The sequence below is a fragment of the Bacillus haikouensis genome (assembly GCF_013179555.1).
Taxonomy (GTDB): Bacteria; Bacillota; Bacilli; order Bacillales; family Bacillaceae_B; genus Rossellomorea; species Rossellomorea haikouensis_A.
This window is the reverse complement of sequence record NZ_JABMCR010000113.1, coordinates 1-12,982: the sequence shown is the minus strand read 5'-3', so window position 1 is coordinate 12,982 and position 12,982 is coordinate 1. Positions and strand designations below refer to the sequence as shown.

General features: G+C 42.0%; 16 protein-coding genes. 14 read left to right on the top strand and 2 right to left on the bottom strand.

Annotated features, from left to right (window positions below; all coding sequences use genetic code 11):
- Window positions 1–389: 389 nt before the first annotated feature.
- A complete protein-coding gene (locus tag HP456_RS12140; RefSeq protein ID WP_172251419.1) occupies window positions 390–1,313 on the bottom strand; it encodes an aldo/keto reductase in 924 nt (307 codons plus the stop codon).
- 122 nt (window positions 1,314–1,435) lie between these two features.
- Complete coding sequence (gene mciZ, locus HP456_RS12135) at window positions 1,436–1,564, bottom strand: Z-ring formation inhibitor MciZ (RefSeq protein ID WP_172251417.1); 129 nt, start codon at window positions 1,562–1,564, stop codon at window positions 1,436–1,438.
- A gap of 81 nt (window positions 1,565–1,645) precedes the next feature.
- On the opposite strand from mciZ, the gene HP456_RS12130 reads away from it, so the two are divergent.
- The 14 genes from HP456_RS12130 to HP456_RS12065 form a co-directional block, all read left to right on the top strand.
- Window positions 1,646–2,194 carry an NUDIX hydrolase gene (locus HP456_RS12130; RefSeq protein ID WP_172251415.1) on the top strand — a complete coding sequence of 183 codons (549 nt, stop codon included), beginning with the start codon at window positions 1,646–1,648 and terminating at the stop codon, window positions 2,192–2,194.
- A 133-nt stretch (window positions 2,195–2,327) separates the two neighbouring features.
- A complete protein-coding gene (gene spoIIM, locus HP456_RS12125) occupies window positions 2,328–2,981 on the top strand; it encodes a stage II sporulation protein M (RefSeq protein WP_172251413.1) in 654 nt (217 codons plus the stop codon).
- A 109-nt stretch (window positions 2,982–3,090) separates the two neighbouring features.
- The gene (fur, locus tag HP456_RS12120; protein WP_172251411.1) at window positions 3,091–3,546 is read left to right on the top strand and encodes a ferric iron uptake transcriptional regulator; all 456 of its coding nucleotides are present in this window, start codon (window positions 3,091–3,093) and stop codon (window positions 3,544–3,546) included.
- A 235-nt stretch (window positions 3,547–3,781) separates the two neighbouring features.
- Complete coding sequence (locus HP456_RS12115; protein ID WP_172251409.1) at window positions 3,782–4,009, top strand: YqzK family protein; 228 nt, start codon at window positions 3,782–3,784, stop codon at window positions 4,007–4,009.
- Between the two features lie 6 nt (window positions 4,010–4,015).
- Window positions 4,016–4,909, top strand: a complete 894-nt coding sequence (xerD, locus tag HP456_RS12110; protein WP_172251407.1) for a site-specific tyrosine recombinase XerD — start codon at window positions 4,016–4,018, stop codon at window positions 4,907–4,909.
- 253 nt (window positions 4,910–5,162) lie between these two features.
- Window positions 5,163–6,347 (top strand): phosphopentomutase, encoded by a 1,185-nt coding sequence (deoB, locus tag HP456_RS12105; protein WP_172251405.1) that lies wholly within the window; start codon window positions 5,163–5,165, stop codon window positions 6,345–6,347.
- Between the two features lie 95 nt (window positions 6,348–6,442).
- The gene (locus HP456_RS12100; protein ID WP_172251403.1) at window positions 6,443–7,258 is read left to right on the top strand and encodes a purine-nucleoside phosphorylase; all 816 of its coding nucleotides are present in this window, start codon (window positions 6,443–6,445) and stop codon (window positions 7,256–7,258) included.
- Between the two features lie 64 nt (window positions 7,259–7,322).
- Complete coding sequence (locus tag HP456_RS12095) at window positions 7,323–8,627, top strand: pyrimidine-nucleoside phosphorylase (RefSeq protein ID WP_172251401.1); 1,305 nt, start codon at window positions 7,323–7,325, stop codon at window positions 8,625–8,627.
- Window positions 8,628–8,810: 183 nt separating this feature from the next.
- Window positions 8,811–9,977 (top strand): D-alanyl-D-alanine carboxypeptidase family protein, encoded by a 1,167-nt coding sequence (locus HP456_RS12090; protein ID WP_172251399.1) that lies wholly within the window; start codon window positions 8,811–8,813, stop codon window positions 9,975–9,977.
- A gap of 226 nt (window positions 9,978–10,203) precedes the next feature.
- Complete coding sequence (gene spoIIAA / locus HP456_RS12085) at window positions 10,204–10,554, top strand: anti-sigma F factor antagonist (RefSeq protein ID WP_172251397.1); 351 nt, start codon at window positions 10,204–10,206, stop codon at window positions 10,552–10,554.
- 2 nt (window positions 10,555–10,556) lie between these two features.
- Window positions 10,557–11,000, top strand: coding sequence for an anti-sigma F factor (gene spoIIAB, locus HP456_RS12080; protein ID WP_172251395.1), 444 nt, complete (start codon window positions 10,557–10,559; stop codon window positions 10,998–11,000).
- 12 nt (window positions 11,001–11,012) lie between these two features.
- A complete protein-coding gene (gene sigF, locus HP456_RS12075; RefSeq protein WP_172251393.1) occupies window positions 11,013–11,774 on the top strand; it encodes an RNA polymerase sporulation sigma factor SigF in 762 nt (253 codons plus the stop codon).
- 190 nt (window positions 11,775–11,964) lie between these two features.
- A complete protein-coding gene (locus HP456_RS12070; RefSeq protein WP_172251391.1) occupies window positions 11,965–12,585 on the top strand; it encodes a stage V sporulation protein AA in 621 nt (206 codons plus the stop codon).
- Window positions 12,575–12,982: stage V sporulation protein AB (locus HP456_RS12065; RefSeq protein ID WP_172251389.1), on the top strand; the 408-nt coding region annotated here is incomplete at its 3' end. The genes HP456_RS12070 and HP456_RS12065, both read left to right, overlap by 11 nt.

Sequence of the window (12,982 nt, the reverse complement as noted above, 5' to 3'; positions counted from 1 at the left end):
CATGTGCCTCTAAGCCCTGCAGCTAGACAAGTGAGACCCCGCAGGCTTGCCGAGGAGACTCACGGGCTACCCGCGGAAAGCGAAGTCTTGCACGGAAATCATTAGCGGTATTAAGAACATACACTGAAATTGTTCGTCTTTATGTTAAGAAAAACCCGAACTAAACTACCTTCTTACAGGCAAATTAGTTCGGGGCTAAAACACTTTTGTCCCAGCCCCTTTCAGTTTAATGAATGTTTAAAACAAATGACTGCTTTGAATAGTAGTGAAAGAAAATTAAATATTATTAGAAGTTTACTGCAGAATTCTTGAAATTCCCGATATAAGGGCGAATAAAATTGAAACAAAAAAACACCGGCCAAGGCCGATGCAGGAAACCATGAACGACTTTAGTCCCGGTGCTCTTCATAGCGAGAAAGCTTCGTTAATTGCGTCAATACCTCTACTTCTTCCGCAGATAGGGGAGGGCTATTAACGGCTTCGATGTTTTCCTTCAACTGCCGGATCGAACTGGCTCCTGGTATGACTGACGCTAACGAACTATGAGCCAGGTCATACTGAAGGGCAAGTTCATTCATGGTTCGGGTATCAGCGGTTTTTTCACGGATCGAGCGCAGGACTTCTTCAAGCTCTGCATATGGATAATCCAAGTATCCATTTTCTTTAATTTTATCTGAAGCCTTTGTAAGCATTTTTTCGGAAAGAAGCCCTTTCGCAAGAGGTCCGCGTGCAATGATGCTCACACCGTGGTCCTCAAGGAGATCCATCCATTCCTCTGGTCGTCGGTCAAGCAGGCTGTACTGCATCATGACACTTTGAATGGAGGAATGATTCAAGAATCTTTTAATGACATTTGGTCGGATCGAAGAAATTCCGTATTGCCGGATATACCCCTCGGTCTTCAATTCCTCGAATGCTTCAATACTTTCTTCAAAATTGTCTTCAATGGTTCCTCCATGAAGCTGATACAAATCGATATAGTCCACTTTGAGTCTTGAGAGGCTGTCCTTCACTGCAGATTTCAAATAATCTTTGGATGGGTCCCATCTCCAGCCTTCTTTTACATCGTTCCATCTGTTACCTGCTTTGGTGGCAATCACGACGTCATCACGGACATCCTTTAAGGAATTCCCCACGATTTCCTCATTCTTTCCGAAATCGTACAAATCAGCTGTATCAAAATAATTGATTCCATTTTCTAATGCAGTTTGAACGATTTCTTTCGCTTTCTTCTCATCAGTACCGAGGGACATGCAGCCAAGTCCCATTTTTGAAATATATAGATCCGAGTTGCCGATTTGTCTTTTTTCCATCATACCCGTCCTTTCGATTTCAATCATTATCTCTATTTTAACGAAAGCGGGGACGGTTAAACAAAAGATACGCATTACCTTATTGGCAGGGGCTTTCAGAAGTTGAGCAGGAATCTCTCATATTACATACCTGAGGCAGCTGTCCATTCTTTGACAGTTTCATACTTTCTGCTGTATTCCTTCAGTTTCGCTATTACTTCCCAGGCTTTTCCGGAGAGTATAATCCGATCTTTCTCAACGATTACCTGCAAAAGGGATCACCTCATTCTTTCTATCAAATATGGTAGAATGTATGAAGAAAAGGCGAGTGACAGAACAAGGAGAGATGATTAGTGAAAAAATTCGAAGAGAAGACAATCAGTACTGAAAAAATATATCAAGGAAAGATTATCGACCTGCAAGTGGATGAAGTGACCCTTCCGAATGGGAAGACATCGAAAAGAGAACTGATTAAACATCCCGGGGCTGTGGCGGTCATCGCTTTAACTCCGGAAGGCAAACTCGTGATGGTCGAGCAGTATCGCAAAGCCCTCGAAAAATCAATCGTTGAAATTCCTGCCGGAAAGCTTGAACCCGGCGAAGAGCCGATTATCACGGCTGCCAGGGAGCTGGAAGAAGAAACGGGTTACGGTTGTGAGAAACTTGAACATCTTATTTCCTTCTACACATCACCGGGATTTGCAGATGAACTTGTGCATCTATACGCAGCGAAAAATATCAAACGTTTAGAAGAAGCGAGAGAACTTGATGAGGATGAATTTGTAGAACTATTAGAGGTGACCGTGGAAGAGGCTTCAGTGCTGATCAAAGAGGAAAAAATCCATGATGCAAAAACAGCATATGCAGTACAATATCTCCAGCTGCAGCAATTAAATAATTAAACCACTGAAAAAAGCACTTATCCTGCGCGATTAAAGCGGGCGTTTCGGTTATAATCAGGTTGATCGGATAGCAGCATAATCTTGTCCCTTCCAGCATATATTCTACTAATCGATATCTGGGAGGAGCATTTTGATGCGCAAAAAAATATCAAATTCAAATCCAGTCGTACAACATGTACAAGCACATTCCTCAATATACTTATTCATCATTACATTGTTTTTAATGGGAATCATCTTTGGGGCGATTGTGGTTAATTCGTTGTCCTTTGCCCAAAAAGAAGACCTCTATTTTTATTTGAGTAAATTCTTTAGTGAAATTGAAGGGGGAAGAATCACGTCAGCTGAAGAGCTGTTCAGACAGAGCTTTCTCCATAATGTAAAATACCTTGGACTGATTTGGATTTTGGGTATTTCAATCATTGGCCTCCCCCTCATTTTTGTGCTGCTATTCATGAAAGGGGTCGTGGTGGGATTTTCTGTCGGCTTCCTTGTGAATCAAATGGGATGGAGCGGTTTTCTGCTTTCTTTCGTGAGCGTTTTGCCGCAAAACATCATTATCATTCCTGCTTTCATCTTCATCGGAGTGATCAGTGCGGGCTTTTCCCTTACATTAATCCGTAAGATTTTTGTGAGGCACAGTGCATCCATGCAATTTCAAATACTCCCATTTCTATCGAGGTATGTTATTTTCTTCGTTATTGCAGTGGGAATCGTGACGGTTGCTGCCAGTATAGAGGCGTACCTTTCACCTAATTTAATGGAAGCGGTCATATCCAGGATTAAATAATGATTATTATCTAATAACCATTTCAGTTTCTTGATTATAATTATTTTATTTTGCTTATTCCTCCCTTTTTGATATAATAATATAGACATTGACGAGGGAGGGAAGGACAATGGAAAGTCGTATCGAACGAATCAAAAAACAGCTTCATTCTGCCAGCTATAAGTTGACTCCTCAGCGTGAAGCTACAGTACGAGTGCTGTTAGAGCATGAAGAAGATCACCTGAGTGCCGAAGATGTATACCTCCTCGTTAAGGAAAAGTCTCCGGAAATCGGACTGGCAACGGTGTATCGTACACTCGAATTGCTTTCTGAACTGAAAATCGTGGATAAGATCAACTTTGGTGATGGTGTATCCCGATATGACCTCCGTCAAGAAGGAGCCGCCCATTTTCATCATCATTTAGTATGTATCGAATGCGGAGCGGTGGATGAAATCCAGGATGACCTGCTTGAAGACGTTGAAAAGATTGTTGAGAGAGATTGGAAATTCAAAATAAAAGATCACCGATTAACCTTTCATGGCATATGTTCAAGATGCCAGGATAAAGAGGAAGAATCTGAATAGTAATGGAAAAGCCCTGAAGAAGCTGGTTATTGTTTCGTTCTGAAACGATTGTATACATATCTTTAAGGGCTTTTTTTAATCAATCCGGCACCGATTCCTGCAAAGGGCACTGAAAGAATGTAATACTTGATAAAATATTGGTCCCCATTGGTATAAAACAGTCCAAAATCGTCATAGCTTGTATTATAGAACATGATGGACTGTGGAAATATAATATCAAATGGAGGAAAAACGGATGAGAAAAGGAATAGGTATGGTTTGGCAGACCATTAAAGTATTTATATTATTTACCGGATCGACGATACTATTTTACTATGGAATCATATGGATTAGTGAAGAGTACGAAGGATATCACAAATACGATGAACCAGAGGGAGCTGCGGTCAAAGTATCTTCTTCTGTCGCGGATGAAGACAGTCATTGGTATGACCGATTATTATTTTTTTATATGAACGGGGAGTAATGCAATTTGGAAGACCAGATTAAAGACTATATGCATTTTTTGATTGTTGAAAAAGGACTCGCAAAAAATACAATTGAATCCTATCAGCGGGATTTGAATAACTATGCCTTATACTTGACGAATGTCGAAGAAATATCCTCACTCAATGAAGTTACCAGAGTGAATATCGTACAATTTTTGGGCCATTTGAAGGAACAGGGGAAATCCTCTAAAACCCTTGCCAGACATGTAGCATCGATTCGGTCCTTCCACCAGTTTCTTCTAAGGGAAAAGGGTACAGATCAAGACCCGACTGTACATATTGAAACACCTAAAACAGAACGGACTCTACCGAAAATATTGAGCATAGAAGAAGTGGAGGCATTGCTTGATGCACCCGAAGATTCGACGCCTCTCGGAATGAGGGACAAAGCGATGCTCGAAATTCTTTATGCAACCGGTATCCGCGTTAGTGAACTCATTTCACTTAAGCTAGAGGATGTCCATTTGACAATGGGCTTTGTCCGATGTATCGGCAAAGGAAATAAAGAAAGGATCATTCCGATTGGAAAGACTGCCATGACGGTGCTGGAGACATACCTGGAGGATGCCAGGCTGAAATTAAGGTCAAAAAAGCACAAAGATGAACATCTGTTTTTAAATCATCATGGCAAGGGATTGACCAGGCAGGGGTTTTGGAAAAACTTGAAGGCCCTGGCCAAAAAAGCGAATATCGAAAAAGATTTGACCCCTCATACGTTGAGGCATTCTTTCGCCACTCATTTATTGGAAAATGGAGCAGATTTGAGGGCCGTCCAGGAAATGCTCGGCCATGCAGATATATCTACGACCCAAATCTATACGCATGTGACGAAAACCCGCTTAAAGGATGTTTATTCAAAATTTCACCCCAGAGCATAATATTAAGAGAGACTTCTTAAAGAATTGACCAACTTTAAGAGGTTCTCTCTTGTTTTTTTTGAAAGGGAAAAGTAGAATATAGATGTCAGACTTCTGACGTTCTTCTCATTCGATTGATACGTCAGAGTTGAGGGTAAGATACGTTTGTGGATACAAAATGTAACCGCTTTTTTAAAAGAACGGGTCTAAATGGTTTTCATAGAGAGTAAGCGGAAACAGGACAAATAAAGCAGTTATAATAGGAGGATGTCTAATGAGCAATTATACATATAAAAGAGTTCACCTGATCGTAATGGATTCAGTGGGCATCGGCGAAGCACCGGATGCTGAACAGTTTAACGATAAAGGGACGGACACTCTTGGGCATATTGCTGAACGAATGAATGGATTGAACATGCCTAATATGGCGAAGTTGGGGCTTTCGAACATCAAGCAAGTGAAAGGGGTGGAGAAAGCCGACTCCCCGCTGGCTTTTTACACGAAGATGCAGGAAGCCTCTGTCGGGAAAGATACAATGACTGGGCACTGGGAAATAATGGGTCTTAACATCGATACACCTTTCAAAACATATCCCGACGGCTTTCCAGAGAAATTAATTCAGAAGCTTGAGGCGGAAACAGGCAGAACAATAATTGGTAACAAACCGGCAAGCGGTACTGCAATTATTGAAGAGCTTGGAAAAGAACATATGGAAACAGGTGCACTGATTGTTTACACTTCTGCAGATCCAGTACTGCAAATCGCGGCACATGAAGACGTCATTCCGATTGAAGAACAATATAAAATATGTGAAATCGCGCGAGAAATTACAATGCATGAAGAATTCCTCGTGGGACGAGTTATAGCTCGACCATTCGTTGGCAGACCGGGAAGCTTTAAACGTACCGCCAACCGTCACGATTATGCACTTAAGCCATTTGACCGAACTGTGATGAATGAGATGAAGGACTCCGGATTCGATGTAATCGCAATCGGGAAAATTTCTGATATCTACAATGGGGAAGGCGTAACGCAATCAATCCGTACGAAACACAATATGGACGGGATGGACGGATTGATCAAAGCATTCGATGAATCTTTCACTGGTTTGAGTTTCCTTAATTTAGTAGACTTTGATGCCCTCTATGGTCATAGACGTGATCCAGAAGGATATGGGAAAGCGCTGGAAGAATTCGACGCCCGTCTTCCGGAGGTATTGGAAAAGATGACAGAGGACGATCTCCTCCTCATCACTGCCGACCATGGGAACGACCCTACGGCTCCAGGAACCGACCATACAAGGGAATATGTACCCCTTCTGGCTTATTCTAAGCGCTTCACCGAAGGGAAAGAACTTCCTGTCAGAGAAACATTCGCGGATATCGGGGCTACGGTAGCAGACAACTTCAATGTAACCATGCCGAAGTTCGGAAAAAGCTTTTTATCAGAAATGAAATAAAGAAAATGATTGAAAAACAGAACAGTGGTTGGATGGAAGATGCATATGCTTCATCTCCTCTTTCTGTTTATCCTACTAAAAGGGAGTAATTTAATATGAACTTTGAAAAAATACAAAATGCTGCTAATCACTTAAAAAACCAATACACCGGTCAGCCAAAGATCGGCCTTATACTTGGATCAGGACTTGGAGTCCTTGCCGATGAAATCCAAAATGCCGTGAAGATTCCTTATAAAGAGATTCCTGATTTCCCTGTTTCTACAGTGGCCGGTCATGCAGGACAGCTGGTGTTCGGACAATTATCAGGACAAGAAGTCGTTGCCATGCAGGGGCGTTTTCATTACTACGAAGGATACGGATTCGATAAAGTGACGTTCCCGGTCCGCGTGATGAAAGAACTTGGAGTGGAAATCCTCATTGTAACAAATGCCGCAGGCGGGGTGAACGAAGAGTACGAAGCGGGGGATCTGATGTTGATTTCTGATCATATTAACAATATGGGAGGGAATCCTTTAATCGGAGCGAATGATTCCCGTCTTGGACCAAGATTCCCTGATATGTCCCAAGCTTATGATAAAGAACTTCGTCAAAAGGCTAAAGAGATCGCGAATGAGCTTTCTCTTGAGATTCAGGAAGGCGTTTATGTCGGAAATACCGGCCCGGTATATGAAACACCTGCAGAAGTGAAGCTCGCCCGTACATTGGGAGGCGACGCTGTAGGAATGTCCACTGTACCTGAAGTGATTGTAGCCCGTCATGCAGGTATTAAAGTACTTGGGATTTCCTGCATTTCAAATATGGCTGCCGGCATATTGGATCAGCCGCTGTCACATGATGAAGTCATCGAAACAACCGAAATGGTTCGCGCTAACTTCCTGTCTTATGTGAAGGAAATTGTTAAATCTCTTTAAGGGATAAAATCCTAGATCTTTTGAATACGGAACGGCTAAAATCTTTAGAAGTTGGTGATCGTAAATGAGAATGGTAGATCTTATTGAAAAGAAGCGGGAAGGAAAAGAACTGACAACAGAAGAAATCAAATTTATCATAGATGGATATACAGAAGGATCAATTCCGGATTATCAGGTAAGTGCCTTGACGATGGCAATTTTCTTCAAGGACATGAGCGAAAGGGAACGTGCTGACTTGACGATGGCGATGGTCGAATCGGGAGATCAGATTGACCTGTCTGCCATTGAAGGCATCAAGGTTGATAAGCATTCTACAGGCGGGGTTGGAGATACGACCACCCTTGTACTTGGTCCATTAGTGGCATCTGTCGGTGTGCCTGTCGCTAAAATGAGCGGAAGAGGACTTGGTCATACGGGAGGAACCATTGACAAACTTGAAGCGGTGGAAGGATTTCATGTTGAGATTGAAAATGACGAATTCATCCAGTTAGTCAATAAGAACAAATTAGCCGTCATCGGCCAAAGTGGAAATCTGACGCCTGCAGATAAAAAGCTATACTCATTACGTGACGTGACAGCAACTGTCAACAGCATCCCGCTAATCGCAAGCTCAATCATGAGTAAAAAGATCGCTGCAGGAGCTGATGCAATTGTCCTTGATGTCAAGACGGGCGCGGGCGCCTTCATGAAGACGCTGGAGGATTCTAAAAACCTGGCAAAAGCGATGGTGAACATCGGTAATAATGTTGGAAGAAAAACGATGGCAGTCATCTCGGATATGAGCCAGCCGCTTGGATTTGCGATAGGGAACGCTTTAGAAGTGAAAGAAGCAATCGATACGCTGAAAGGTGAAGGTCCGGAAGACCTGACTGAATTATGCTTAACACTGGGAAGCCACATGGTTTATCTGGCTGAAAAAGCTTCTTCATTAACAGAAGCAAGAGAATTACTGAAAAAAGCAATCGAAGATGGATCAGCCCTCGATAACTTCAAAGTATTCCTTGAGTCTCAGGGTGGAGATGCATCAGTAATTGACAACCCAACCAAGCTTCCTCAAGCACAATACAAGGTTGAACTGGAAGCAAGGGAAGATGGCTTTGTTTCAGAAATCATTGCGGATTCAGTAGGGACAGCCGCTATGTGGCTGGGTGCTGGAAGAGCAGCGAAAGATTCTGTAATCGACCTGGCTGTCGGACTTGAACTGCGCAAGAAAATCGGGGATGAAGTCAAAGCTGGTGAATCCCTTGTGACTATTCACAGTAATCAGGAAGATATTGAAAATGTGATAAACAAATTATATGAAAGCATCAAGCTCTCTTCTCAGAAAGTGGATGCTCCGACACTGATCCACACAGAAATCACAAATTAATCTCTAATAGCCTTTGTGTAAGGAAACTTCCTTCACAAAGGCTTTTTTATGTCCTAATGAAGTGGAGTTATATGAGAAAGATAAGAGAATTTTTATAATTAATTGTATAAAAATGGTTGCGGTGGAAAAAATGGTTCTATAAGTATTGATAAAAATGATAGATTTTGATTGGAGGACAGTTAAATGAAACGTTTTATATGTATAATGTCAGCATTCTTTCTAATAGCTTCTCTATTTCCTTCGCTGGGGTTTGCCCAGGAAAATAAGTCTGAATTAGCTCAGGCAGCGAAGTCAGCGATATTGATCGAACGGGATACAGGAGCAGTTCTCTATGATAAGAACAGCCATGAAAAGTTAGCCCCTGCATCAATGACGAAAATCATGACCATGCTTCTGATTATGGAAGCACTTGAGAAAGGTCAGATCAAATGGGGGGATGATGTCCGGACAAGCGAATATGCAGCTTCGATGGGAGGTTCACAAATCTTCCTTGAGCCTGGTGAATCGATGACTGTCAAGGAAATGCTGACAGGAATCGCAATAGGTTCTGCAAATGATGCCTCTGTGGCGATGGCTGAACATATCTCAGGCAGTGAAGAGGCATTTGTGGAGAAAATGAATAAAAAAGCGAAGGAACTAGGATTAAAAGACACTCAATTCAAGAATCCAACCGGCCTGCCGGCAAGTGACCATTTCAGTTCTGCACACGATATGAGCATGATGGCAAAAGAATTGCTGAAGTATAATGAAATCACCAAATTTACCGGCACATATGAGTCTTACCTGAGAGAAGACACTGAGAATAAATTCTGGCTGGTCAACACGAATAAGCTGGTCCGGTTTTATGATGGTGTAGATGGGTTGAAAACAGGATTTACAAATGAAGCGAAATATTGTTTAACGGCGACGGCCAAAAAAGGAAACATGAGAGTCATTGCAGTCGTTTTCGGTGCTTCCACTCCTAAGGAAAGGAACAGTGAAGTGACCAAAATGCTCGATTATGCCTTCAATCAATATCAAACCAAACCTATGTTCAAGAAAGGTGATCCTCTCTCTCAAGTAAAAGTTTCCAAAGGTCAGGAAAATAAAGTTCAAGCGGTAACGGACGAACCCATTTCACTGCTTACCAAAAAAGGTGAAAAGCTGGATAAAGTTGAGCAAAAGGTAACACTGTCAAAAGACTTGAAAGCCCCAATTAAAAAAGGCGACAAAGTCGGTACCCTTGTGATCAATAACAATGGGAAGAAAGTTCTTGAAAGCGACCTGGTAGCGAAACAGAACGTCAACGAAGCAAGCTGGTGGCAGTTGTATAAGCGTTCATTTGGAATGTTTTCAAAAGTTGGGAACTGATAGTGTCTAATAAATTCCTTTCGGAAGATAGATGATTCTAAAAAACAAAGTTTGAAAATATGTAGTGGATGTAATGAAGAAGCCTCTGTTTATTTCAGGAATCAACAATCTTTTAGAAATAAGTAAAAAATATGGCGAATTTCTTCTAGTTTTGTCAGGGAGAAGGAGTTCGGCACAATAATAGCGAAATGACTCACTATACGACAGAGAAGGAGGCTTTCTGATAGTGAGTCTTGCTATTAACCTGGAAGTGAAAAAAGATGTATTGTGTATACGTTTAAGTGGAGAGTTGGACCATCATACGGCTGAAGAGTTAAGGGAAGAGTCTTCAAAGCTTATCGAGAGTGAAAATATCAAGCATATCATTCTGAACTTAGAGGAATTGGGCTTCATGGACAGTTCAGGGCTGGGCGTCATACTTGGCCGATACAAGCAAATTAAACAAAAGCACGGCGAAATGGTGGTATGCGCGATTTCCCCGGCAGTCAACCGATTATTTGAAATGTCAGGATTGTTTAAGATCATCCGTCTTGAACCATCTGAAGAAAATGCATTACAAAGATTGGGGGTCGCCTGAACATGAGAAATGAAATGAATATTCAATTCAGTTCACTGAGCCAGAATGAGTCATTTGCACGAGTGACCGTCGCGTCATTTATAGCGCAGCTTGATCCGACTATGGATGAATTAACTGAAATCAAGACAGTCGTTTCCGAAGCAGTCACGAATGCCATCATCCACGGATATGAAAATAATCCAAATGGGATTGTGTATATTTCCGTTATCATGGAAGAAGATGGATTCATCGACATGACGATCCGGGATGAAGGGATAGGCATCGGTGATGTGGAAGAAGCAAGACAGCCTTTATATACTTCAAAGCCAGAACTGGAACGGTCGGGAATGGGCTTTACAATTATGGAAAATTTCATGGACGAGATAGAAGTGTCATCACACCCGGGTACAGGCACCACTGTAAGACTGAAGAAGCACCTGACCAATAGTAAAGCGCTATGCAATTAAGGAGTCGTGCCTATGGATGTCGAAGTGAAAAATGAAAAATCCCAGCCTTTTTTGAAGGATCATGAAGTGAAAGAGCTCATTAAACAAAGCCAGGCGGGTGATCAGTCAGCCAGGGATACCATTGTGCAAAAAAATATGAGGCTCGTTTGGTCCGTTGTTCAGCGCTTCCTTAACAGGGGATATGAACCGGATGATCTGTTTCAAATAGGCTGTATCGGGCTGCTGAAATCAGTGGATAAGTTTGATTTAAGTTATGATGTGAAATTTTCGACCTATGCTGTACCGATGATCATTGGAGAAATCCAGCGATTCATCAGGGACGATGGCACCGTAAAAGTAAGCCGTTCCCTAAAAGAAATGGGTAATAAGATCCGGAAGGCGAAAGATGAGCTTTCGAAGAAGTTCGGAAGGGTTCCGACTGTCAGTGAGCTGGCTGAGCACCTGGAATATTCCGTTGAAGAAGTGATTATGGCTCAGGAAGCCAGTCGTGCACCGTCATCCATTCATGAAACGGTTTATGAAAATGACGGCGACCCGATTACGTTATTGGATCAGATAGCCGATCAATCAGATCACAAATGGTTCGATAAGATTGCTTTGAAGGAAGCCATCAGGGAACTCGATGACAGAGAACGTCTGATCGTATACTTAAGGTACTACAAAGACCAGACCCAATCGGAGGTTGCCGACCGCCTCGGTATATCACAAGTACAGGTATCAAGGCTCGAGAAAAAGATATTGCAGACCATGAAGGATCATATGTATACAGAATGAAATCATAACCTTACACTTTTTTCCCTCAACAAAACTTGTTGGGAGAGAGTGCTAAGGTTTTTTTTGTTAATACACAGTAAAACAAATAAATTCAGTCTATAGACGATTTCGGGCTCTTACATAAATTATTACCGTTAATCCATACTATTGGTACAAGAGGGGAAAATTATGTTTTCAGGAAGTGAACAGAATGGAAGGAACTGTGTACATTCGGCTGAGGCATCGTGTGCAAGTGAAATCAGAAAGTATTGTGACTCTCGGTCAACTGGCGCAAATCATTGCCCCGGAAACTGTGCTCGACGGTTTGAAAAGCATAAGCATTCACCAGGTGACACCCTCTGATAAGAATATTGTTGTGATTGATGTCATGACTGTAATCAATCGAATGACCGACACCCATCCTCATTTGGATATTCAAACAATCGGTCCCGCGCAAAGCATCATCGAAGTCATCCTTGAGAAAAAGAAAGTATCACTGCCGCTATTCATAGGGGTGTGGATGCTTTTGTTTGTAGGTGCGGCAATGGCAATCATGAACTTTCATGAAGATGTCAGCATGAGGCAGGTCCATCAGACGCTTTATCATTTTATAACCGGTGAAAAAGATCCGCATCCATTACTCTTTCAAATCCCGTACTCATTTGGTCTTGGACTGGGGATGATCCTCTTCTTTAATCATATCTTCCGTAAAAGGCTGAATGAAGAGCCAAGCCCGCTTGAAGTAGAGATGTTCAATTACCAGCAGGACTTGGATCAATATGTCATTATGCATGAAAATAAAGAAAGTATGAAGCGGTTAGATGACAATTAATGTGATCCTAACATTATTTATAGGTTTTGCAGGAGGATTGGCGGTCGGGTCCGGATTTGTAGCTTTTTTAACTGTTCTGGGAATCATTCCAAGACTGACACAATTGACCAAGACAATGAAAATGATTCATTATTATGAAATTGCGGTTATCACGGGTGCACTGATGGGAGGGTTCATCAGTCTGAATAATTACACGATGCATATGAACCCGCTTGTCCTCATACCGATTGGATTAGCCAGCGGGGTCTTCATCGGGCTTTTGGCAGCGGCGTTGACTGAAGTGCTGAATGTCTTTCCAATCCTTGCAAAGCGGATCGGAATTGAAGGGCAGATTGTCGTATTAATCATGGCCATTGTATTAGGTAAGATCTTCGGTTCACTATTTCATTGGCTGTAC